This window comes from Streptomyces sp. NPDC031497 (assembly GCF_055580905.1).
Genome location: NZ_JBVIKO010000031.1, coordinates 11746 through 34033 on the forward strand (window position 1 = coordinate 11746; position 22288 = coordinate 34033).

Consider the following 22288-nt stretch of genomic DNA (forward strand, 5'->3'; position numbering starts at 1 on the left):
GAGGGCCTGAGAAATGCCCCCAGGCGGCACGGGTGGGCGATGGGGGTCCCCCGCTCGAGCGAAGCCGAGAGTGGGGGAGGCACCCTGCAGGCGCCGGGAAGCGCCCCCACCCCAGCCCCGCCCCCCGGCTCACCGTCTCCGCAGCAGTCGGGCCAGTACGTCCCGCAGTTCTCCCTCCGGGTCCGGTACCGCGCCCTCCGAGCGCCAGGCCACGAATCCGTCCGGCCGTACCAGCACCGCGCCGTCCGCCGTCGTCCCGTGCGCCGCCGCCCAGTCCATGCCCTCCTCGTCGTACACGAGGTCCGCCCCCGCCGCCCCGATCCGGTACGTGTCCAGTCGTAGCCGCTCCGTGTCCGCGATCCGGCGGGCGGCCGCGTGCCAGGCCCCGCCCGCCGTCGAGCCCGCGTCGCTGAGCAGTACCAGGGACCGCTCGTACAGGTCGAGCGTCGAGAGCCGTTCGTCCGCGCGGCGCAGCCACAGGTGGGGGGCCCGGCTGCCCGGCTGGCCGGTCAGGTTCATCCCATCGGGTACGACAGGCCGGCCGGGGTCCGCGCCGGCGACCGCGCCCTTCAGGTACCGGTAGCCGAGGACGATGTTGAGGATGCCGCCGCGCTTGCCGGCGCCGATGCCGGGCGCGGGCGCGAAGCCGGGGTGGCTGTGCTCCACCGAGCGGGCCGAGGCACGGGCGCTGGTGGCGAGGGCGACCGGGCGGCGCTCGGCGTCGTACGACTCCAGCAGCCCGGGGCCGGCCCAGCCGTCGAGGACGGCCGCCAGCTTCCACGCCAGGTTGTGCGCGTCCTGGATGCCGGTGTTGGAACCGAACGCGCCGGTCGGGGACATCTCGTGCGCGGAGTCGCCGGCCAGGAAGACCCGCCGGTCCCCGTACCGTTCGGCGACCCGTTCGGCGGCCCGCCAGGAGGCGCGGCCGGTGATCTCGACGTCGAGGTCGGGGACGCCGACGGCCCGGCGGATGTGCCGGGTGAGGCGCTCCTCGGTGAACTCGTCGAGCGTTTCGCCGCGTTCGGGGTGCCACGGGGCGTGGAAGACCCAGTGCTCCTTGTTGTCGACGGGCAGCAGCGCGCCGTCCGCCTCGGGGTCGGTGAGGTAGCAGCAGATGAACCGCCGGTCCCCGACGGTGTGGGCGAGCAGTTTGGAGCGGAAGGTGATGCTGACGTTGGCGAACAGGTCGCCGGGGCCCGTCTGGCCGATGCCGAGCCGGCCCCGGACCGGGCTGCGCGGACCGTCGGCGGCGACCAGGTAGTCCGCGCGGACGGTGTACATCCGGTCGGAGTCACGGTCGCGGACGTACGCCGTCACACCTTCGGGGTCCTGCTCGAAGGACTCCATCTCGTGGAAGTAGCGCAGGTCGCCGGTGAGGGACTCGGCCGCCTGGCGGAGTACCGGCTCCAGGTCGTTCTGGCTGCACAGGCACCAACCCGTAGGGCTGAACTTCGCGATTCCGCCGCCGGGATCGATCTCCTTGAACAGCCATTCGCCGGCGTCGCCGACCAGCGTCGGGGTCTGCAGGATGCCGTGGTTGTCGGCGAGGAGTGAGGCCGCGGACTTGATGGCGGGCTCGATGCCTGCCTTCCGGAACAGCTCCATCGTCCGCACGTTGTTGCCCCGGCCGCGTGGATGGATCGAGGTCCCGGAGTGCCGTTCGACGAGCATGTGGCGTACGCCCAGGCGGCCCAGGAAGAGGGACATGGACAGGCCGACGAGGGAGCCGCCCACGACGAGGACGGGGACCTGATGATCGGTTCTCTGCTGCATCGGGGACTCCAGGGGCGGGTGGTGGTGCGTCAGGTGCGTTGGAACTTCCATGCCCCTTCCGGAGGGGTTCCGCGTGCTCAATCACCCACCTGGTTCACGCGAGTCGCGCGCTTCGGAGGACCGGCACAGGATCAAAAAGCGCTGACGCCGCGTCATCGGCGAAGGCGCAGGCCGCTGCCCCCGCGAAGGAGATGTGCGAAGCATGACGACGATCTCGGAAAAGGTTTCGGAAAAGCTGACTCGCCCGGTGTCGAAACGGGTCTCCCAGTCCGTCTTCGACGGCTCCCGGCTCCGGGTCGTCCTGCTGGTGGACGTCTACGACGGCGCGCAGCAGCAGTTCCTGGAGGCCTACGAGGAGCTGTGCAACCAGGTCGCCCAGGTGCCCGGTCACGTCAGCGACCAGCTCTGCCAGTCGATCGAGAACCCCTCGCAGTGGCTGATCACCAGCGAGTGGGAGAGCGCCCCGCCGTTCCTCGCCTGGGTGAACAGCGAGGAGCACGTCGAGATGGTCAAGCCGCTGCACAACTGCGTGCGCGACACCCGTTCGCTGCGCTTCCAGGTCGTCCGCGAGACCGGCGGGCCGGCGGCGGACGCGGTGCGGGTCCTGCAGGCCGAGCCGCGGATGGGCGACGGCGTGATCCGCCACGCGCTCACCTTCACGGTCCGGCCGGGCAGTGAGGCCCAGGTCGCGAAGCTCCTCTCGAACTACGCCTCGCCCAAGGCCGAGGTCGACGACTCCACCCGGCTGTGCCGCACCTCCCTGTTCATGCACGGCAACCGGGTGGTACGGGCCATCGAGGTGCGCGGCGACCTGATGGCCGCCCTGCGCCATGTCGCCCGGCAGCCCGAGGTGCGGGCCGTCGAGGAGGCCATCAACCCCTATCTGGAGCAGGACCGCGACCTCGACGACCAGGACTCCGCACGGGTGTTCTTCACCCGGGCGGCGCTGCCGGCCGTGCACCACGTCGGCGCCGAGGAGCTGGCCGAGGGCGACCGCCACGCGCTGTACTACCCGGCCCGCCCGGGCTGCGGGATGCGGCTCGCCGAGCTGCTCGCGCAGCAGGACGAGGCCGCGGCCGAGGACCCGGCGAGCCCGGTGCTGCACAGCACGGTCTTCCAGCGCGACGACGTCGTCGTACGGCTGGTCGAGCAGCGGCCCGGCACCCCTGTGGACGACGTCCCGGCCCACGCGCTCACCGCCCTGCTGGACGGCGACACGGTGCGGATGAAGCTCCTCACCGACCGTCGCTCGCCCGACGCCTGACCCCCCACCACCGCCGGATCACCCTCACGGAGGAACCTAGAGATGAAGCCCATTCCAAAGATCGTGGACCTCAGCGAGATCGAGCCCAACACGCGGCGCGGCGGCGATCTGCGCGCCATGCTCACCCCGGCCACGGTGGGTTCCACCAGCGGTTTCATGGGTGTGGCCCTCGTGCAGCCGGGCGACCGCATCGCCGAGCACTACCACCCGTACTCCGAGGAGTTCGTGTACGTGGTCTGCGGTGAGATGGAGGTCGACCTGGACGGCGAGCCGCACCCGCTGCGGCCCGAGCAGGGGCTGATGATCCCCATCAACATGCGCCACCGCTTCCGCAACGTGGGCGATGTCGAGGCCCGGATCGTCTTCCACCTCGGCCCGCTGGCCCCGCGCCCGAGTCAGGGTCATGTCGACACGGAGGAGACGGAAGCCGCCGTCGCCGTGGGGCAGGTCCGGTCGTGACCCGGCGCGTGGCGGTTACGGGCATAGGCATCGTGGCTCCGGGGGGTGTGGGCGTACCGGCGTTCTGGGACTTGCTCGCCTCCGGCCGGACCGCGACGCGCGGCATCACCTTCTTCGACCCCTCCGGCCTCAGGTCGCGGATCGCCGCCGAGTGCGATTTCGACCCGGTGGCGCACGGCCTGGACGCCGAGGAGATCGAACGGGCGGATCGGTACATACAGTTCGCCCTGGTCGCCGGTGACGAGGCGGTCCGGGACTCCGGTCTCGACTTCGGCCGGGAGGACCCCTGGCGGATCGGGGTCTCCCTGGGCACGGCCGTCGGCGGCACCACCCGTCTGGAGCACGACTACGTCCTGGTGAGCGCCGGCGGCCAGCACTGGGACGTGGACCACCGGCAGGCGGGACCCCAGCTGCACCGGGCGTTCTCGCCGAGCACCCTCGCCTCCGCGGTGGCGGAACGTTTCGGCGCCCAGGGTCCGGTGCAGACCGTCTCCACCGGCTGCACCTCGGGCCTGGACGCCGTCGGCTACGCCTTCCACACCGTGCAGGAGGGGCGCGCCGACATCTGCATCGCCGGTGCCTCGGACTCCCCGATCTCCCCGATCACCATGGCCTGCTTCGACGCGATCAAGGCCACCTCCCCGAACAACGACGACCCCGAGCACGCCTCGCGTCCCTTCGACAACCGCCGTGACGGGTTCGTCATGGGCGAGGGCGGCGCGGTGCTCGTCCTGGAGGAGCTGGAGCACGCCAAGGCCCGCGGCGCGCACATCTACTGCCAGCTCGACGGCTACGCCACCTTCGGCAACGCCTACCACATGACCGGTCTCACCAGTGAGGGACTGGAGATGGCCCGCGCCATCGAGACCGCCCTCGACCACGCCCGCCTCGACCCCACCGCCATCGACTACGTCAACGCGCACGGCTCCGGCACCCGGCAGAACGACCGCCACGAGACCGCGGCCGTGAAGAAGGCGCTCGGGCAGCACGCGTACAGCACGCCCATGAGCTCCATCAAGTCCATGGTGGGCCACTCGCTCGGCGCCATCGGCGCGATCGAGGTCGTCGCCTGCGTGCTCGCCCTGGCCCACCAGGTGGTCCCGCCCACCGCGAACTACGAGACCCCCGACCCCGAGTGCGACCTCGACTACGTGCCACGGGTCGCCCGCGAACGGCCCCTGGGCGGCGTCCTGTCCGTGGGCAGCGGGTTCGGCGGTTTCCAGTCCGCGGTGGTCCTGACCCGGCCGAGAGGAAGGACAAGGACACGATGAGCGGATCCCGTCCTCGGCGGGCTGCGGTCACCGGTATCGGTGTCGTCGCGCCCAACGGAACCAGCACCGAGACCTTCTGGAAATCCGTCCAGGAGGGACGCAACGTCCTCGACAAGGTGACCCGCGACGGCTGCGAGCACCTGCCCATGAAGGTGGCCGGAGAAGTCCGCGACTTCGACCCGGCGGCCGCTGTCGAGGAACGTCTCATCGTCCAGACCGACCGCTTCACGCACTTCGCGATGGCCGCGGCCGACCTGGCACTCGAAGACGCCCGGCTCGGCCGCGCCGACACCGACGGCTCGCCCTTCGACATCGGCGTGGTCACCGCGGCCGGATCCGGCGGCGGCGAGTTCGGCCAGCGCGAGCTCCAGCAACTCTGGGGCAAGGGCAGCCGGTACGTCGGTCCCTACCAGTCCATCGCCTGGTTCTACGCGGCCAGCACCGGCCAGATCTCCATCCGGCGCGGCTTCAAGGGGCCCTGCTCGGTGGTCGCCGCCGACGAGGCCGGCGGCCTGGACGCCCTGGCACACGCCGCCCGCGCGGTGCGACGCGGCACCGACGTCATCGTGGCCGGCTCCACCGAGGCGCCCATAGCTCCGTACTCGATGGTCTGCCAGCTCGGCTACCAGGAGCTCAGCCGGGAGACCGACCCGGCCCGCGCCTACCGCCCGTTCACCGAGCAGGCCTGCGGGTTCGTGCCGGCCGAGGGCGGCGCCATGCTCATCGTGGAGGACATCGGCTCGGCCCGGGAACGCGGGCTGCCGGTACGGGCCACCCTCGACGGACACGCGTCCACCTTCACCGGGGCCTCCCGCTGGGCCGAGTCGAGGGCCGGGCTCGCCCAGGCGATCCGCGGCGCCCTCGCCGAGGCCGGCTGCGCCCCGGAGGAGGTCGACGTGGTCTTCGCCGACGCCCTCGGCGTCCCGGAGGCCGACCGGGCGGAGGCGCTGGCCATCGCCGACACCCTGGGCGCGCACGGCCGGCGGGTGCCCGTCACCGCGCCCAAGGCCGGGATCGGCCGGGGGTACTGCGCGGCCCCCGTCCTGGACACCGCCGCCGCGGTGCTCGCCATGGAACACGGTCTGATCCCGCCGACCCCGGGTGTCCACGACATCTGCCACGACCTCGACCTCGTGACCGGCAGCGCCCGCGCCGCCGCACCACGCACGGCGCTGGTCCTCAGCCGGGGACTCATGGGGTCGAACTCGGCACTCGTGCTGCGCCACGGCACGGCCGGGTGATCCGGAGAAAGAAACAGCTGCCCAGCAGCGAAGAAGAAGGAGTCCCAATGAGCATCACCGTGGACGAACTGTCCGAACTCATGAAGAAGGCGGCCGGCGTCACCGTCGCCCCGGCCGACCTCCAGGACCGCGCCGACAGTGGCTTCGACGTCCTCGGCGTCGACTCGCTCGGCCTGCTCGGCATCGTCGGCGAGCTGGAGAACCGGCACGGCGTGCCCATGCCGGTGGACGCCGAGCGGTGCAAGACCCCTCGCCAGTTCCTCGACCTCGTCAACAGCGCCATGCCCGCGGGAGCCTGACATGACCGGACACACCCAGAACGAGATCACCATCGCCGCGCCCGTCGACCTGGTCTGGGACATGACCAACGACGTGGCCAACTGGCCCCAGCTCTTCAGTGAGTACGCCAGTGCCGACATCCTCGAGGAGGAGGGGAACAAGGTCACCTTCCGGCTGACCATGCACCCCGACGAGAACGGCAAGGTGTGGAGCTGGGTCTCCGAGCGCGAGACGGACCGCGCCCGCCTCCGCGTCAAGGCCCGCCGGGTCGAGACGGGCCCGTTCGCGCACATGGACATCCTCTGGCAGTACGAGGAGGTCCCCGCCGGCACCCGGATGGTCTGGACCCAGGACTTCGCGATGAAGCCGGAAGCCCCCGTCGACGACGAGTGGATGACCGACAACATCAACCGGAACTCCAAGGTCCAGATGGCCCTGATCCGGGACAAGATCGAGAAGGCTGCCACCGGCCGGCGCCCCGACCCGGCCCTGGCCGACTGAGCCGGCCGCCGGGAAGACAGGAACGGAGAGACACGTGCACCAGGCCCTGATCGTCGCCCGTATGGCACCGGGCTCCGCCCCCGACATCGCGAAGGTGTTCGCGGAGTCCGACCGGGGAGAGCTGCCGCACCTCGTCGGGGTGGTCCGGCGCAGCCTCTTCCAGTTCGGCGATGTGTACATGCACCTCGTCGAGTCCGAGCGCGAGCCGGGACCCGCCATCGCCAAGGTCACCTCGCACCCCGAGTTCAGGGACATCAGCGACCGTCTCACGGCGTACGTCAGCGCGTACGACCCGGAGACCTGGCGTTCCCCGAAGGACGCGATGGCACAGCGCTTCTACCTCTGGGAGCGCGACGGCGGCGTGTGAACCGTCGTACCGCCGTACGCCAACGGTGCCGGACCCGCGCAGAACGCGGGCCCGGCACCGGCGTGTCCGGGACCTGCCTCAGGCGGGCACCGTGCAGTCGAAGGCGTGCAGATAGGGGTTGACCGGGCGGATGTCGTTGACGCTCAGCCCCGCCTCCGTCAGCCGGCGCACCATGCTGTCGGTGGTGTGTTTGGCCCCGCCGACGTTCAGGAGCAGCAGCAGGTCCATCGCGGTGCTGAACCGCATCGACGGGGTGTCGTCGACCAGGTTCTCGATCACCACGACCCGGGACCCGGGACCGCCCGCCGCGACCACGTTGGCCAGCAGCTGCGCGGTGGACTCGTCGTCCCACTCCAGGATGTTCTTGATGATGTAGACGTCCGAGTCGACCGGCACGGCCTCCCGGATGTCACCCGGCACGATGCGCGCCCGGTCCTCCAGGTCACCGCCCGGGCGCAGCCGCGGCAGGGCCTTCTCCACCACCCGGGGCAGGTCCAGCAGATAGCCCTTCATCGCCGGGTACTTGTCCAGCAGACAGGCCACCACGTGCCCCTGGCCGCCGCCGAGGTCCGCGACCGACCGGCTGCCGGACAGGTCGAGCAGGGCCGCGACCTCACGGGCCGACTGCTCGCTGGAGGTGGTCATCGCCCGGTTGAAGACGTCCGCCGACTCCGGGGCGTCCTCGTTCAGGTAGACGAAGAACTCCTTCCCGTAGAGGTCCTCGATGACGTTGCGGCCGCTGCGCACGGCCTCGTCGAGCTTCGGCCAGGCGTCCCAGGTCCACGGCTCGGTGCACCACAGGGCGATGTAGCGCAGGCTGTGCGGGTCGTCCTCGCGCAGCAGCCGGGAGGTCTCGGTGTGGGCGAACGTCCCGTCCGGGCGCTCGGCGAAGACGCCGTAGCAGGACAGGGCGCGCAACAGCCGGCGCAGCGGCCTGGGGTCGGTCTTCACCGCGGACGCCAGGCTCTCCACGGTCATCGGGGCGTCCCCGAGCGCGTCGGCGACGCGCAGCCGGGCGGCCGCGCGGACGGCGGCGGCACAGGCCGCCCCGAACACGAGCTCGCGCAGCCGCATCGACGGCGGCGGTGCGTCGCCCCGCGTCGGGTCCTTCTCCGGCGCCGAGAGGTCGCGTGCTGGTGCGGTCATGTGCCGCCTACCTTCCTTGTGGGGGGGTGTCGTACGGCCGTCAGGTCAGCACAGACCGGCGGGCTTGGACTTCTTGCAGGTGTTGTCCTTGAAGGCGTTGCCGTGCTTGGTGGCTTCCTGGTTGACCAGGTCGGCGGGGGCGTTGCCCGACAGCTTGTTGCGGGTGATCCGGTTCTTGTCGCTGGTGGCGCCCACGAAGCTCTTGAAGACCACGACACCGCCCGACATCGGGGACTTGCCCGAGTTGCCGGTGACCGTGTTGCCGGTGACCAGGGTGTCCTCGGCGCCGGTCAGGACGATGCCGGAGCCTTGCAGGAAGGACAGCCGGGCGGTCTTCTTGCAGTACTTGTTGTTCTTCACGATCTGGTTGTCGGCGACGACGATGTGACCGGCCTTCGGCTTGTTCTCGTCGCCGACGACGAACACCCCCGCGCAGTTGCCGCTGACCGAGTTGTCCGAGACGGTCAGGTTGCGCAGCCGGCGCACGGTGACGCCGATCCGGTTCTTCTCCAGCAGGTTGTGCTCGACCACCGTGCCGTCGGTGTCGGTGGAGCCCTTCTCCGCGGTGATGGTGTTGGCGAGGAACAGGCCCGCGTCGCCGTTGCTCCGGGCGACGTTGTCCCGGTAGGAGCTGTGCACGGAGCGCTCTTCGGCGATGCCCCACTGCCCGTTCTTCACGGCGGCCACGCCGTGCACGTTCAGGTTGGCCGCGCCGACCGCCATGACACCGGTCCGGGAGAACCCGGTCACGGTCATCCGGGCGATGGTGACGTTCTCGACGGGCCGGCTCTTGGTGCCGACCACGCAGATGCCGTTGCCCATCTCCGCGCACGACTTCTGGGCGGCGGCCTTCTGCGGCATGGCCTTCTTGGCTTTCTTGGCCTTCTTGGCCGGCTGCAGCACGGTCTCCTGGCCCGCGCCGCGCAGGGTGAGGTCGGGCGTGGTCACCTTGACGCTCTCGTGGTACGTGCCGGCCAGCACGAGGACGGTGTCGCCGGGCTGGGCCGCGTCCACGGCCTTCTGGATCGACTCACCCGGATGCACGACGAGGGTGCGGTGGGTGGCGGTGGCCGGGGCGGCGCCGAGGAGGGAGCCGCACAGGGCGGCGGCGCAGGCGAGGTATGTGATATGGCGTTTTGTCACATTTAGCAGGCTAGGAGCCGATGACCCGATTACCCGCTGGATACGCCGTTCGGCGGCGTGTCATCGGCGCCGCGGCGAACGGGGGCCGGAAAACGAACGGGGCCGAAAAACGAACGGGGCCGGAAAACACGAAGACGCGGCGGTCGTATCAGCGACCGCCGCGTCCCGAGGTTCTCGGGTGTGTCTACCGACCCCGCTGCCCGCCCTTGGGCATCCGCATGCCCTTCGGCATCGGCCCCTTGGGCAGCGGCATGTTGCTCATCAGGTCACCCATCGCCCGCAGCCGGTCGTTGGTGGTCGTCACCTGGGGACCGGTCAGCACGCGGGGGAACTTCAGCATCGTGGTCCGCAGCTTCTTCAGCCCGACCTGGCCCTCGCCCGTGCCCACGATCACATCGTGCACCGGCACGTCGGCCACGATCCGGGCCATCTTCTTCTTCTCGGCGGCCAGCAGGGTCTTCACCCGGTTCGGGTTGCCCTCGGCGACCAGGACGATGCCGGCCTTGCCGACGGCCCGGTGCACCACGTCCTGGCTGCGGTTCATCGCCACCGCCGGTGTCGTCGTCCAGCCCCGCCCGATGTTGTCCAGAACGGCGGCCGCGGCGCCCGGCTGGCCCTCCATCTGGCCGAAGGCCGCCCGCTCGGCACGGCGGCCGAAGACGATCGCCGTCGCGAGGAAGGCGAGCAGCAGGCCCAGGATGCCCAGATAGACCGGGTGGCCGATCAGGAAGCCGATCACGAGAAAGACGGCAAGGATGCCGAGACCGACACCGGCAAGTACCAGACCGATCGTCTTATCGGCCTTGCGGGTCATCTTGTACGTCAGGACGATCTGCTTCAGTCGCCCGGCATTCGCAGCGTCCGCTGCGGGTTCCTTCCTCGCCATGCCCCGAAGTCTACGTGTCTCCGGGAGCGCCGACGACGGCGGTGCCCGGGGAAAGGGGCCGGGGGAGCCGTCAGGAGCGGCCGGCGGCCTGCTCCAGGAAGAGCTGCGTCTCCACCCGGTCCTTGGCGCGACGGCGGTCCTCCAGCACGGAGGTCCAGGCGTTCTGGCGGGCGGTGCGCTGGCCGCCGCTCATCAGGAGGGACTCGACGGCGCGCAGCGCGTCGGTGAAGGACGGGATGGCGGTGGCGCGAACCGGCGCGGCCTGCATGGTGGAGGTCCCCCTCGAAGTGGGTGTACGTGCTGTGATACCAGCGTCACTGTTTGGTGTTACCAGGGCGTGACCGACCGGTCAAACACCAATGAAACCTTGATACGCGGGCCCCGCACGCTGACGCGGTCCTGACGGGCGTCCTCATCAGCGAGGACGGTCAGGACCGCGGTCATTCGGTCATTACTGGCCGGTAGCAACTTGTGCGCGAATTCACACAGCCTGTACGGCGACGAACGTGCCGCGCTTCTCGATCGCCATCTGGTAGAGCCGTCCGGCCCGGTACGAAGAACGGACCAGCGGTCCGGACATCACACCGGAGAAGCCGATCTGCTCGGCCTCCTCCTTCAGCTCCACGAACTCCTGCGGCTTGACCCAGCGCTCCACGGGGTGGTGCCGCACGCTCGGGCGCAGGTACTGCGTGATGGTGACCAGCTCGCAGCCCGCCTCGTGCAGCTGGCGCAGTGCCTCGGAGATCTCCTCACGGGTCTCGCCCATGCCGAGGATGAGGTTGGACTTGGTGACCAGGCCGAAGTCGCGGGCCTCGGTGATGACCTTCAGCGAGCGCTCGTAGCGGAAGCCGGGACGGATCCGCTTGAAGATCCGGGGCACCGTCTCGACGTTGTGCGCGAAGACCTCGGGGCGGGACTCGAAGACCTCGCGCAGCAGCTCCGGAACGGCGTTGAAGTCCGGGGCGAGCAGCTCGACCTTGGTACGCCCGGCCTCGCGGTCCGCCGTCTGCTGGTGGATCTGCCGGACCGTCTCGGCGTACAGCCAGGCGCCGCCGTCCGCCAGGTCGTCGCGGGCGACGCCGGTGATGGTGGCGTAGTTCAGGTCCATGGTGACCACGGACTCACCCACGCGGCGCGGTTCGTCGCGGTCCAGCGCCTCGGGCTTGCCGGTGTCGATCTGGCAGAAGTCGCAGCGCCGGGTGCACTGGTCGCCGCCGATGAGGAAGGTCGCCTCGCGGTCCTCCCAGCACTCGTAGATGTTCGGGCAGCCGGCTTCCTGGCAGACCGTGTGCAGGCCCTCGCTCTTCACGAGGTTCTGCATCTTCGTGTACTCGGGACCCATTTTCGCCCGGGTCTTGATCCACTCGGGCTTGCGCTCGATGGGGGTCTGGGCGTTCCGGACCTCCAGGCGCAGCATCTTGCGTCCGTCGGGTGAGACTGCGGACACGTCGGCTCCCTGTAACTTCGATTCCTCGGCGTACACCAGGGTACGCCCGTGATTGCTGGGCCCTTCCGTGGAGGCCAACCCCTCGGCCGCAGGGCGCATTCCCTCGGTCAGGCGGGGGTCTTCTCGATCTCGCGCGGCTTGAGCTCCGCGTTCTCCAGGACGTCCGTCAGGTGGCGCTCCACCACCGGCAGCACCTCCTCGATGGTCACGTCCCGGCCCAGCTCGCCCGCGAGCGAGGCGACGCCCGCGTCCCGGATGCCGCACGGGATGATCCGGTCGAACCACTTGTTGTCCGGGTTCACGTTGAGCGCGAAGCCGTGCATCGTGACGCCCTTGGCCACCCGGATGCCGATCGCGGCGATCTTCCGGTCCTCGCGGCGCTGCCCGGCGTTGGACGGGGCGTACTCCGGGCCGTTCAGACGCGGGTCGAACTCCTCGTCCGTCAGCCGGGGGTCGAAGTCCAGGGAGAGGCCTCCGAGGGCCTGCGGCCGCTGCTCGACGGGGTCGCCGAGGACCCACACCCCGCTGCGCCCCTCGACCCGGGTGGTCTCCAGGCCGAACTCGGCGCAGACGCGGATCAGCGCCTCCTCCAGGCGCCGTACGTGCGCGACCACGTCCACCGGGCGCGGGAGCTTCTGGATCGGGTAGCCCACCAGCTGGCCCGGGCCGTGCCAGGTGATCTTGCCGCCGCGGTCCACGTCGATCACCGGGGTGCCGTCCAGCGGCCGCTCGTTGTCCGCGGTGCGCCGGCCCGCCGTGTACACCGGGGGGTGTTCGAGCAGCAGCACCGTGTCGGGCACCTCGTCGGTGAACCGCGCCGCGTGCACCCGGCGCTGCTCGTCCCACGCCTCCTGGTACTCGACGGCGTCCGCGCCGAACCCCATGCGGACGAACCGCAACTCACTCACGGCAAGCGCCTCCCTCGGGCGATGGGTGTGTCAGGCACATAACGCGCCCAAGCCACTGTACGTCCGCCCGTCGCGCGTCAGCCCTGGGGTCAATCCTCACACGATCGGATGAATGAACGTCGAAATGTGCGATCGGCTGCTCACTCTCCGCTACATTCGCGCCGTCCACGAGCGCCAAAAGGGCTGCTCACCGGCAATCCGGGCACAAGCTACCGAGCTGAGCCAGAAGGCAGGAGACCGCACCGCAGATGACGGACCGACCCGCGCAGCGCACCCCCAACCGCCAGCTTGCCGCGCTCATCGCAGAAGCAGGGTTCTCCAACGCGGGTCTGGCCCGTCGGGTCGACCAGCTCGGTCTCGAACACGGGCTGGATCTCAGATACGACAAGACGTCGGTCACCCGATGGCTGCGCGGCCAGCAGCCCCGGGGCACCACCCCCGCCCTGATCGCCGAGGTCTTCACGCGGCGCCTCGGCCGCCGGCTCACCGCCCAGGACCTGGGCCTCGACGCCTGCGCCCCGGTGTACGCCGGGCTGGAGTTCGCGGCCACCCCCGAGGAGGCCGTCGACATCGTCAGCGGGCTGTGGCGCAAGGACTCCGGCAGCCACGCCGAGCTCCGCAAGATCGCGTTCACCCCGGCCGGGCTCGTGGTGCCCAGCCGGGACTGGCTGATCGGCCGCGCCGACGACCGGGTGGCCCGCGGCGAGACGGTACCGCCGGCGCCCGTCCGGGTGCCGGCCCAGATCCGGCCCGCCGCGGCCAAACAGCCGGCCCCGCCGGGACGCCCGCGCGGGCAGGCCGAACGCGCGCCCGGCCAGCGGGTCACCGGCGGGGACATCGCCGCGCTCCGCTCGGTCGGCGAGCTGTTCCGCACGCTCGACGACACGTACGGCGGCGGGCACGCCCGGCAGGCCCTGGTGCGCTATCTGGAGCACGAGTGCGAGCCGATGCTGCGCGGCATGTACGGCGAGCAGACCGGCCGCAAGCTGTTCGCCGCGGCCGCCGACCTGACCCGGCTCGCGGGCTGGACGTCGTACGACATCGCCGCGCACGGTCTCGCCCAGCGCTACTTCGTCCAGTCCCTCCGCCTCGCCCAGGCGGCCGGGGACCGCTCCTACGGTTCCTACGTCCTCGTCACCATGAGCCGCCAGGCCGTCTACCTCGGCCACGGCCGGGAGGCGGTGCAGCTGGCGCGGGTGGCCCAGCAGGGCGTGGGCACCAACGCCCCGCCGGTCGTCCAGGCACTCCTCCACGCGGCCGAGGCCCGCGCCCACGGAGTCCTCGGCGAGGTGCGGGCGTGCACCGGCGCACTGGTCCGGGCCGAACGCGCCCTGGAGGCGGCCCGGCCCGGCGACGAAGTCCCCCACTGGGCGCGCTTCTTCGACGAGGCACAGCTCGCCGACGAGTTCGGCCACTGCCACCGGGATCTGCAGCAGTTCCGGGCGGCCGCGCAGCACGCGGAGCGCTCGCTACAGCTCCGTGCGCCCTCCTACGCGCGCAGCCGCCTCTTCTGCCGCGTCGTCCTCGCCACGGCCCGCCTGGGCCTCGGCGAACTCGACCAGGCGTGCGCGCTCGGCGCGGAGGCGGCGGGCGCCGCGGCGGAGATGCGCTCGGTACGCGCGATCGAGTACGTCAAGGACTTCGAACGCCGCCTGGAGCCGTACAAGGACGCAGCACCGGCAAGGGCCTACCGGGACAAGGTCGCCGCCCTGAACTGACCGAAGCGCGGCTGGACGCCGAGCCGGCCGGCACCTGACTCGGCGCCGGCCCAGCCCGGCAATCGGCTCGGCGTCGGGGCAGCCCGCGTCCGGCTCGGTGCTGGGGTCGGCGGCCCTGGGTCTCTTTTCCGCCGCGGCTGGAATTTCTTTCCGCCGCGGCGGTGGTCGGCCACGACGGCGTGGTCCGGCGGTGCCGGGCCGGCCGGTGCCACTCGCCGTTGCCGGTTCCGGTGGGTCGCCGGGTGTCGCGCCGTCGTGGCTTGTCGCGCAGTTCCCCGCGCCCCTAAAGGCGCGCGTCTACCCTGCCCCGCGTCCGGCTCGGTGCTGGGGCTGCCGGGCCGGCCGGTGCCACTCGTCGTTGCCGAATGCAGCCCCGCGCCCCTGAAGGGCGCGGCTACGCCGCCCGGCGTTGCATCGGCTCCGCCGTGTGCATCGAGCCCGATACACCCAGGTCCGTCAGGATCGCCGCCGTTGCCCGGTGGGCCGAGTGCAACGCTCCCTGGACCGTGCTGGTGTCCCGGTGGTCGCCGCAGACGTAGAGGCCGGCCATCAGGCGGACCGGGCGGCGGAGGTCGTGCGGGGGGCGCATCGCCGGGATCGCCTCCGGCGTGTGATGGACGGCCAGTGTCTCCCAGCGGTGCGTCGACGTGCCGTAGAGCCGGGCCAGGTGCATACGGACCGCCGTGTCGATGTCGGAGGGCGGCGGGCCGAGCACCGTCGAGGAGATCAGGGCGCGGCCCTGCGGGGCCCGGCTCGGGTCGATGGTGCTGACGACCGAGGTGTGGGAGACGGGCCCGCCCCGGTCCGCGTCGAGGAGGAGCGACGTCCCCGTCGTGAGCGCCGCCGGTTCGTCCGTCGTGTGGTGGACCACCGTCACCTGGTGGAAGTCCGGCACGCGCAGCCCCGGCAGCAGCCCGGCGGCGGCCCGCGCGTCCGTCGCCAGCAGCACCGCCCGGCAGCGGATCACACCGTGCTCGGCCGTCGTCACGGACGTCGTCGAGACCGAGGTGACCCAGACGCCCGTGTGCACCGTGCCGGGCGGGAGGGCGCGGGCGAGGAGTTCCGGAAGGACCTCGGCGCCTCCCTCCGGCACGCACAGCCGCCCGCTCGCGAAGGAGCGCAGGGCGAGGTCCGCGCACCGGCTGGACGTCGTCAGCTCGGGGTCGCAGAGCAGGGCCGCGAGCAGCGGGCGCAGAAAGCCGTCGATCGTACGGGCGGGCACCCCGCGCGCCGCGAGGGCGTGCGCGGCCGGGAGTTCGGGGCGGGCGAGGATGCGTTCCACCGGGGTGGTGGCGATCCGCCCCAGCGCCGCACCGAGCCGCGCCTGGTCGACCGCGCTGCCCATCGGCGCGGTCGCCCGCGCGGGCGACACGGCCGAGCCGCCCCTGGGGGCGCTTGCCAGGGCGCGCACCGCATACAGTGCGCCCCTCGCGCTCCCGCCGCCCGCCGGAGCGCCGGCCCGGTGCCTGCGCCCGTCGCGATGCAGCAGTACGCCGGGCGCGAACCGGCGCAGAACCAGGGCGTCCAGTCCCGGTGTCAGCCGTAGCTCCGGGTAGGACGTGGACAGGAGCTGTCCTATCCGGTCGAGCCGGAAGCCGTCGACCTTCTCGGTCGACATACGGCCGCCGACGTAAGGGGCGGCCTCCAGGACCGCGGTCGTTACTCCTGCGCTGTTCAGCCGATGAGCCGCGGAGAGTCCGGCGATACCGGCTCCCACGATGACGACGTCCGCCTGGTACGCGGGCTCATGCACGAGGCCCCTCCTCGATTGCGCGTCCGGTGGAGACGTGATGCCCCCAACCAGCTCCGGGGATACCCGAGTTCGGGTCGAGGTTAGGACGGTGATCGGTCAGGGACAGTCGCGCATGAACAGGGCACGGTCGCACGACGGTCGCATACGGTCACATGCGTTGTCAGGCCGCGCGGATCGCGTCCTCGATGCCCGGGAACGCGAAGGTGAACCCCGACTCCAGCAGCCGCTTGGGCACCACGCGTTGACTGCCCAGCACGTCCTCGGCCATCTCGCCGAGCGCCAGCCGCAGCGCCGCCGAGGGGACCGGGAAGGGGGCCGGGCGGCGCAGCACCCGGGCCATCGCCGCGGTGATCTCACGGTTCGTCAGCGGGTGCGGCGCGGTGAGGTTGAAGGGGCCCTCAAGGCCCTCGGTGTCCATCAGGAACCTGATCGCGGCCACCTCGTCGTGCAGCGCGATGAACGACCAGTACTGCCGGCCGTCGCCCAGCCGTCCGCCGAGTCCCGCCTTGAACAGCGGGAACAGCCGGCCCCAGGCCCCGCCGCCGCGGGCCACCACCAGTCCCGTGCGGACGAACACCGTCCGGATGCCCGCCTCCCGCGCCGGGGCCGCCGCCTCCTCCCACTCCACGCACAGCGACGGCAGGAAGCCGTCCCCGGGCGGCGCGTCCTCGTCGACGACCCGGTCGCCCGTGTCGCCGTAGAAGCCCATCGCGCTGCCGCTCACGAACACCCGTGGCGGCACGTCCAGGGCGGCCACCGCCTCCGCGAGCGCGGCCGTGCCGAGGACCCGGCTGTCCCGGATCCGCCGCTTGTAGGCGGCCGTCCAGCGCCGGTCGCCGATCCCGGCCCCGGCGAGGTTCACCACTGCGTCGCAGCCGGCCAGCCCGGCCGTGTCCACGTACTGCCCCTCGGGGTCCCAGCAGACCTCACCGGCGCCGTGGGCCCCGCGCCGCACCAGGCGCACCACCTCGTGCCCGTCCGCCCGCAGGGACCGCACCAGGGCACTGCCGATCAGACCGGACGCGCCGGCCACCGCGATACGAGAGCGTTCCATGTGTCCCAGCATGCCGGGACACGCGCCGGAATACTTCTGGGACCCGGGGGCCACCCGATTTAGGGTGACCCCATGCCGGAACCGTACATACGCGCAGCCCTGCCCGACGACGACGAGGAGCTGTCCGCGCTCGACCGCGCCACCTGGTCGTATCTGCACGCCGTGCTCCCCGAGCCGCAGCCGCCGTACGGCCCCTTCTTCAGAGGGCGCCACGCCCCCGAGGACACCCTGGTCGCCGAACTCGACCGGCGCATCGTCGGCTATGTCCGCCTCGGTTTCGCCCACAACATCGCCTCCAACGCGCATGTCCGGCAGATCCAGGGCCTCGCGGTCGCCGAGGAGGCTCGCGGCCACGGGGTCGCCCGGGCGCTGCTGCGGGCGGTGATGGAGGAGGCCCGCCGCCGTGGCGCCCGCCGGATCCGGCTGGGCGTCCTCGGGCACAACGCCCCGGCACGCAGGCTCTACGAGTCGGAGGGCTTCGCCGTCGAGGGAGTGCTGCCGGGGGAGTTCCTGCTGGGCGGCGAGTACGTCGACGACGTGATCATGGGCCGGGCGCTGTGACGGTCAGGACGTGACAGGCAGGACGTGACGGTCAGGACGTGATCAGCTCGCCGGTGTCCACCGCCGCCGTGGCGGTCGCCCCGCGGGTGGCGTCCGAGGTCACCTCGTCGGCCGTCAGGACGTACCCCGTCTCGTCGTCCGACGTGGAGCGGGCGAACACCACGCCGTACACCTTGCCGCCGGTGGTCAGCAGCGGGCCGCCGGAGTTGCCGGGGCGGACCGTGGAGCGGATCGAGTAGATCTCGCGGGTCACGGTGGCGTCGTTGTAGATGTTCCGGCCGGTGGCCGGCACCTTGGCCGCCACGGTGGCCGCCTGGAGGTTCAGGTCGCCGTCCTGCGGATAGCCGGCCACCACCGCCGAGTCGCCGCGCGCCGCACCGGTGTCGAACCCCAGCACCGGCGCGCGCAGCCGCGGTACGTACAGCACCGCCACGTCCCGGTCCGGGTCGAAGAGCACCACCCGTGCCTCGTACGACGCCCCGACCCCGCCGATCCGCACGCTCGGGTCGGTGATGCCGGCCACCACGTGCGCGTTGGTCATCACATGCTCCGGCGCGTACACGAACCCGCTGCCCTCACGGCCCTGGGTGCCCGAGACACCCTCGATCTTGACCGTGCTGCGCTTGGCCGCGTCGGTGGCGGCCCCCGTGACGCTGTCGCCCGTCGGCTTGGCGACCCGGGCCGTCGACTCGTTCTCGAACGGGTTGAAGACCTGCGGGAAGCCCGCCTCCGTGAGCGCCGAGGTGGCCCGCGAGAACCAGGCCGGCGTGGTGTCCGGCATGGTGTTCTGGACCGCGCCGAGCAGCCTGGAGTCCTGTATCGCCGTCGTCACCGCCGCCGACGAGGACGCGCCCAGCACGCTCGCCGCCACCCAGGCCACGATCAGCACCGCCACCGAGTTGGCCGCCGCCCCGCCGACCCCGTCGGCCACCCGGAGCGGCCCCTGGTCCAGCTCACGGCGCAGCCGCAGCGCCAGCCGACCCGCCAGCTCGTGCCCGACCACCCCCGGCACCAGCACCGTCAGCACCGCGACCACCGTCGCCGTGGCCGTCCCCCGGGTGACCAGTTCCATCACCCACGGCAGCACCCACACGCCGATGACCGCGCCGCCCACGAACCCGGCCAGCGAGACACAGCCGGCCACCAGCCCGCGCCGGTAACCGGACGCCGCGTAGACGAGGACCACCAGTACGAGCACCAGGTCGAGCAGGTCCACTGAGCCGCCTTTCTCTCGGTGCCCTTAATACGGTCGGGACAGGTCCAGTGATCAGTCCAACGCGCGAGAACCCCGGGAACCGACCACGCGTACGTGTACCACCTGAAACGCCTCGGACCAGGACGTTGGTTCCACCAGGTGGCACAGCACACATCGCGGGCCAAGTGGATCAACCCGAGAGTGGATGCCATGCGTGTCTTCCCCAGAGCCGGGCGGCGCACCAGAATCGCCGTCCTGACCCTGCTCGGCTGTCTGCCCGGCCTCGCCGCCGCCCTCGCGCTGGTGCTGTGCGCCCAGGGAGCCGACCGCCCCGTCGCGATCCACCTCGCCGCGCCCGCGCCCGCCAGCCCCGCCACCCGCTTCCGGGCGCCCCGGCCGCGTATCGTGCCGCGCTCGGCCTGGCTGGACAACACCGTCCGCCGCATCCAGCCGCCGCCGCGCTACGACGACAAGGTGGTCGCCGTCTTCGTGCACCACACCGACTCGCCGAACGGCTACTCCTGCGCCGATGTGCCCGAGATCATCCGCCGCCTCTACACCGGCCAGACCGGCGACCGGGCGTGGGACGACATCGGCTACAACTTCCTCGTCGACCGCTGCGGCACCATCTACGAGGGGCGCGCGGGCGGCACCGAGCGAGCGGTCGTCGGCGCCCACACCCAGGGCTTCAACCACCGCACCGCCGGTATCGCCGCCCTCGGCACCTTCACCGCCGGGGTGCCCGTGCCGCGCGCCATGACCGACTCGATCGCCGCCCTCGCCGCCTGGAAGCTCGGCCTGGCCGACGTCGACCCGCGCACCAGGGCCCGCCTGGTCTCCAGCAACGGGCTCAGCCGGTACCGGGAGGGCACCGTCGTCGCCCTGCCCGCGGTCGCCGGCCACCAGGACGGCTACATGACCAACTGCCCCGGCGCCGCCCTCGCCGCCAGCCTCCCCGGGATCAGGGAGGCGGCGGCCCGGCTCCAGGGCAGGGTGCCGCAGGCCCCGCCCCCGGTGACACCGCAGGCCCCGCCCACAGCGACCCCGCCGGGACCGCCCACGGCGACCCCGCCGGGACCGCCCACGGCGACCCCGCCGGGCACACCCGCGGGGACTCCGCCGGACACGCCCCCCGCGGCCCCGGCCCGAGCACCCCTGACGACACCTCTCAAAGCGCCTCTCATGCCACCCCTCGAAGTACCCCTCAGGTTCCTGAAGGCACCCGTGGAAGCGTCCACAGGAACGCCATAGGCGGCACGCAGGCCGTTCAGATCCCCGCGTCCTAACGTCATGGACAACACAGGCCGACCGGAGGCGGGGATCATGAACAGCAGTCGTACCGAAGCCCGCAAGGACATCAAGGACACCAAGGAGCAGGACGGTTGGGTCAGGTCCGCGCGCGGACCCTGGGCCGTGGTCTGCGCGGTCGCGACGGTCGTCCTCGGCCCGGCCGCGGTCACCGCGTCCGCCCTCGACCAGGCCAACGCGGCGCCGATGCACCACGCGGTCAGGGCCGAGCAGACCCAGGCGTACATCCCGTCGGACGTGACCCGGCGCCGCGCGGCGTAGTACTCACTCCTTGAAGCGCTCCCAGAGTCTGGGGAACCGTTCCGCGAGCGCCTGCTCGTTCTCGAAGTCGACCGGGCTGCCCTCCGGTTCGGAGGGTGCGGGGGCGATGCCCAGGTCCGGGGCCACGGTCCCGGTGAGCTGTTCGTACGCCTCGTCCGCGGCGTACCCGAGCTCCTCGCCGTCGCCGTCGATCTCCTCGTCGAAGTCGCCCAGCGCCTCCGCCAGCCCGTCCGGGTCGTGCAGGGCGCCCTCGAAGACCTCCCGGCCCTGGCCGATCAGCCAGCACCGGAAGAAGTCGAACGCGTCGTCGCTGGCCCCGTCGAGCAGCACCCACGCGGCCCCCCACAGGTCCCAGCGGTAGGCGCGGTTGTAGCGGGCCTCGAAGTGACGGGCGAAGTCCAGCACCATGTCCGGGTCCAGCTGGAGCAGCCGGTCCACGAGCAGGTCCGCCTGGTCCTCCGGGTCGCCCTCGGCGGCCTCGCGGGTGCCGTCGACCAGCTCCCAGAACTCCGTCTCGTCCATCACGGGTCCAGCATCGTGCCTGTGCGCCGGGGGCGCACGCGGAGTGGTGCGGATTGTTATCAGCCGTCCCCCGCCGGTGGGTACAGTCCCGCCAGGCGTCGCGCGTCCGCCGCGAAGCGCGCCCTCAGCTCCGGCGGCGCGAGCACCTCGGCCTCCGGTCCGAGCGCGGTCAGCTGACCGTGCGCGACCTCCTCGCTCTCCACCGGCAGGGTCACCGTCACCCACCCCCGCGCGTCCGGGGTGCCGGCGCCCGCGAGCGCCTGCCGCGCGGCCACCGGGTCGACGGCGTACGGCAGTCTGCGCAGGCCGACCGCCGACAGCCGCACCACCACCTCGGTGTGCAGGATCGACCGCGCGAACTGTTCCGCCCGCCGGTCCCAGAACCCCGGCAGGTCGAACTCCTCGTCCCGCGCGAACCGCTCCTCGCCGGCCTCGACCGAGGTGAACCGGTCGATCCGGTAGACCCGGTAGGAGTCGGTCTCCGTGACCCGCGCGCACAGGTACCAGACGCCGGCCTTCAGCACGAGCCCGTACGGCTCCAGTTCCCGCCGTACCTCCGACTCCCCGCGCCGGTAGTGCGCGACGACCCGCCGGTCGTCCCACACCGCGTCGGCGAGGGCGGGCAGCAGCGCGGGTGTCCCGGGCTCGGCGAACCAGTTGGGCGCGTCCAGGTGGAACCGCTGGGCCGCGGTCCGGGAGGCGTCCCGCAGCGAGGGCATCAGCGCGGCGGACACCTTCAGCCGGGCGGCACTGGCGGCGTCCGCCAGCCCCATCTCCCGCAGCGCCCCGGGCACCCCGCTCAGGAACAGCGCCTCGGCCTCGCTCCGCCCGAGCCCCGTCAGCCCCGTCCGGTACCCGCCGACCAGCCGGTACCCGCCCGCCCGGCCCCGGTCCGCGTACACCGGCACCCCCGCCTCCGACAGGGCCTGCGCGTCGCGCATCACGGTCCGCTCGGACACCTCCAGCTCGGCGGCCAGTTCACCGGCGGTCATGGCGGACCGGGACTGCAGAAGAAGCACCATCTTGATGAGCCGGGCGGCACGCATACGTCTCATGATGCCGGGGTGCGCCGGCAGCCGGGGCCGGCCGCGGTTCGGCACCGCCGGAAACCGCCCAGCCGGGGCCGGACATGATCCGGCACCGCCGGGAACCGCCGTCATGGCTGAGCGCCGTCGTGGCGGAGGAAGGCTGCCGGACGTCGAAACCCGGTCACCCTTCCTCGCCGCGACGG

Annotated in this window: 23 protein-coding genes; 11 read left to right on the forward strand and 12 right to left on the reverse strand. The window is 71.9% G+C overall.

From position 1 onward, the window contains the following. Window positions 1–129: 129 nt before the first annotated feature. Complete coding sequence (locus ACZ5K7_RS41045; protein WP_468922291.1) at window positions 130–1773, reverse strand: FAD-dependent monooxygenase; 1644 nt, start codon at window positions 1771–1773, stop codon at window positions 130–132. A 202-nt stretch (window positions 1774–1975) separates the two neighbouring features. Here ACZ5K7_RS41045 and ACZ5K7_RS41050 point away from each other — a divergent pair, with 202 nt between their 5' ends. Genes ACZ5K7_RS41050 through ACZ5K7_RS41080 form a run of 7 tightly spaced genes read left to right on the forward strand, consistent with a single transcriptional unit; the run spans window position 1976 to window position 7155 of the window. After that, window positions 1976–3037: a SchA/CurD-like domain-containing protein gene (locus tag ACZ5K7_RS41050; RefSeq protein WP_468922294.1), complete on the forward strand. Its 1062-nt coding sequence runs from the start codon at window positions 1976–1978 to the stop codon at window positions 3035–3037. A gap of 42 nt (window positions 3038–3079) precedes the next feature. After that, on the forward strand, window positions 3080–3496 hold the full coding sequence (locus tag ACZ5K7_RS41055) for a cupin domain-containing protein (RefSeq protein ID WP_351712728.1): 417 nt from the start codon (window positions 3080–3082) through the stop codon (window positions 3494–3496). Continuing rightward, window positions 3493–4767 carry a beta-ketoacyl-[acyl-carrier-protein] synthase family protein gene (locus ACZ5K7_RS41060; RefSeq protein ID WP_351712730.1) on the forward strand — a complete coding sequence of 425 codons (1275 nt, stop codon included), beginning with the start codon at window positions 3493–3495 and terminating at the stop codon, window positions 4765–4767. Before ACZ5K7_RS41055 ends, ACZ5K7_RS41060 begins: the two co-directional genes overlap by 4 nt. Further along, the gene (locus ACZ5K7_RS41065) at window positions 4764–6008 is read left to right on the forward strand and encodes a ketosynthase chain-length factor (protein WP_468922297.1); all 1245 of its coding nucleotides are present in this window, start codon (window positions 4764–4766) and stop codon (window positions 6006–6008) included. The genes ACZ5K7_RS41060 and ACZ5K7_RS41065 overlap by 4 nt, the downstream gene beginning before the upstream one ends. Before the next feature lie 47 nt (window positions 6009–6055). Next, window positions 6056–6307 (forward strand): acyl carrier protein, encoded by a 252-nt coding sequence (locus ACZ5K7_RS41070; RefSeq protein WP_351325347.1) that lies wholly within the window; start codon window positions 6056–6058, stop codon window positions 6305–6307. A 1-nt stretch (window position 6308) separates the two neighbouring features. Continuing rightward, on the forward strand, window positions 6309–6788 hold the full coding sequence (locus ACZ5K7_RS41075) for an SRPBCC family protein (protein WP_351712734.1): 480 nt from the start codon (window positions 6309–6311) through the stop codon (window positions 6786–6788). Between the two features lie 34 nt (window positions 6789–6822). Further along, a complete protein-coding gene (locus ACZ5K7_RS41080; protein ID WP_450971745.1) occupies window positions 6823–7155 on the forward strand; it encodes a TcmI family type II polyketide cyclase in 333 nt (110 codons plus the stop codon). A gap of 78 nt (window positions 7156–7233) precedes the next feature. Here the strand turns inward: ACZ5K7_RS41080 and ACZ5K7_RS41085 are convergent, their stop codons facing one another. The 6 genes from ACZ5K7_RS41085 to lipB all read right to left on the reverse strand — a co-directional run bounded on the left by ACZ5K7_RS41085 (window position 7234) and on the right by lipB (window position 12685). Further along, window positions 7234–8301 carry a methyltransferase gene (locus tag ACZ5K7_RS41085; RefSeq protein ID WP_351712738.1) on the reverse strand — a complete coding sequence of 356 codons (1068 nt, stop codon included), beginning with the start codon at window positions 8299–8301 and terminating at the stop codon, window positions 7234–7236. Window positions 8302–8346: 45 nt separating this feature from the next. Then, on the reverse strand, window positions 8347–9444 hold the full coding sequence (locus ACZ5K7_RS41090) for a right-handed parallel beta-helix repeat-containing protein (RefSeq protein WP_468922302.1): 1098 nt from the start codon (window positions 9442–9444) through the stop codon (window positions 8347–8349). 184 nt (window positions 9445–9628) lie between these two features. Next, window positions 9629–10330 carry a DUF4191 domain-containing protein gene (locus ACZ5K7_RS41095; RefSeq protein WP_351712742.1) on the reverse strand — a complete coding sequence of 234 codons (702 nt, stop codon included), beginning with the start codon at window positions 10328–10330 and terminating at the stop codon, window positions 9629–9631. 70 nt (window positions 10331–10400) lie between these two features. Further along, the gene (locus tag ACZ5K7_RS41100) at window positions 10401–10598 is read right to left on the reverse strand and encodes an SCO2195 family GlnR-regulated protein (protein ID WP_351712744.1); all 198 of its coding nucleotides are present in this window, start codon (window positions 10596–10598) and stop codon (window positions 10401–10403) included. 213 nt (window positions 10599–10811) lie between these two features. Beyond that, window positions 10812–11777, reverse strand: a complete 966-nt coding sequence (gene lipA, locus ACZ5K7_RS41105) for a lipoyl synthase (protein WP_468922307.1) — start codon at window positions 11775–11777, stop codon at window positions 10812–10814. A gap of 107 nt (window positions 11778–11884) precedes the next feature. Further along, window positions 11885–12685, reverse strand: a complete 801-nt coding sequence (gene lipB, locus ACZ5K7_RS41110; protein ID WP_351712748.1) for a lipoyl(octanoyl) transferase LipB — start codon at window positions 12683–12685, stop codon at window positions 11885–11887. A 248-nt stretch (window positions 12686–12933) separates the two neighbouring features. On the opposite strand from lipB, the gene ACZ5K7_RS41115 reads away from it, so the two are divergent. Beyond that, complete coding sequence (locus ACZ5K7_RS41115; protein WP_468922310.1) at window positions 12934–14403, forward strand: regulator; 1470 nt, start codon at window positions 12934–12936, stop codon at window positions 14401–14403. 394 nt (window positions 14404–14797) lie between these two features. Here ACZ5K7_RS41115 and ACZ5K7_RS41120 read toward each other — a convergent pair whose 3' ends face one another. Both ACZ5K7_RS41120 and ACZ5K7_RS41125 read right to left on the reverse strand, forming a co-directional pair. Then, the gene (locus ACZ5K7_RS41120; RefSeq protein WP_468922313.1) at window positions 14798–16156 is read right to left on the reverse strand and encodes an NAD(P)/FAD-dependent oxidoreductase; all 1359 of its coding nucleotides are present in this window, start codon (window positions 16154–16156) and stop codon (window positions 14798–14800) included. A 160-nt stretch (window positions 16157–16316) separates the two neighbouring features. Beyond that, the gene (locus ACZ5K7_RS41125; RefSeq protein ID WP_468922316.1) at window positions 16317–17210 is read right to left on the reverse strand and encodes a TIGR01777 family oxidoreductase; all 894 of its coding nucleotides are present in this window, start codon (window positions 17208–17210) and stop codon (window positions 16317–16319) included. A 72-nt stretch (window positions 17211–17282) separates the two neighbouring features. Between ACZ5K7_RS41125 and ACZ5K7_RS41130 the strand changes: the two genes are divergently transcribed. Beyond that, the gene (locus ACZ5K7_RS41130; RefSeq protein ID WP_468922318.1) at window positions 17283–17771 is read left to right on the forward strand and encodes a GNAT family N-acetyltransferase; all 489 of its coding nucleotides are present in this window, start codon (window positions 17283–17285) and stop codon (window positions 17769–17771) included. A gap of 31 nt (window positions 17772–17802) precedes the next feature. On the opposite strand, the gene ACZ5K7_RS41135 is transcribed toward ACZ5K7_RS41130, so the two are convergent. Further along, window positions 17803–18987: a MarP family serine protease gene (locus ACZ5K7_RS41135; RefSeq protein ID WP_468922321.1), complete on the reverse strand. Its 1185-nt coding sequence runs from the start codon at window positions 18985–18987 to the stop codon at window positions 17803–17805. Between the two features lie 189 nt (window positions 18988–19176). On the opposite strand from ACZ5K7_RS41135, the gene ACZ5K7_RS41140 reads away from it, so the two are divergent. Together ACZ5K7_RS41140 and ACZ5K7_RS41145 are read left to right on the forward strand one after the other, a co-directional pair. Beyond that, the gene (locus ACZ5K7_RS41140) at window positions 19177–20217 is read left to right on the forward strand and encodes a peptidoglycan recognition protein family protein (RefSeq protein ID WP_468922324.1); all 1041 of its coding nucleotides are present in this window, start codon (window positions 19177–19179) and stop codon (window positions 20215–20217) included. Between the two features lie 72 nt (window positions 20218–20289). Beyond that, entirely contained in the window at window positions 20290–20535 is a 246-nt protein-coding gene (locus tag ACZ5K7_RS41145; RefSeq protein ID WP_468922327.1) for a hypothetical protein, read from the forward strand. A gap of 3 nt (window positions 20536–20538) precedes the next feature. Here the strand turns inward: ACZ5K7_RS41145 and ACZ5K7_RS41150 are convergent, their stop codons facing one another. After that, window positions 20539–21057, reverse strand: coding sequence for a DUF4240 domain-containing protein (locus tag ACZ5K7_RS41150; RefSeq protein WP_351712814.1), 519 nt, complete (start codon window positions 21055–21057; stop codon window positions 20539–20541). 59 nt (window positions 21058–21116) lie between these two features. After that, window positions 21117–22103 (reverse strand): helix-turn-helix transcriptional regulator, encoded by a 987-nt coding sequence (locus ACZ5K7_RS41155; protein WP_351712816.1) that lies wholly within the window; start codon window positions 22101–22103, stop codon window positions 21117–21119. Window positions 22104–22288: the final 185 nt, after the last annotated feature.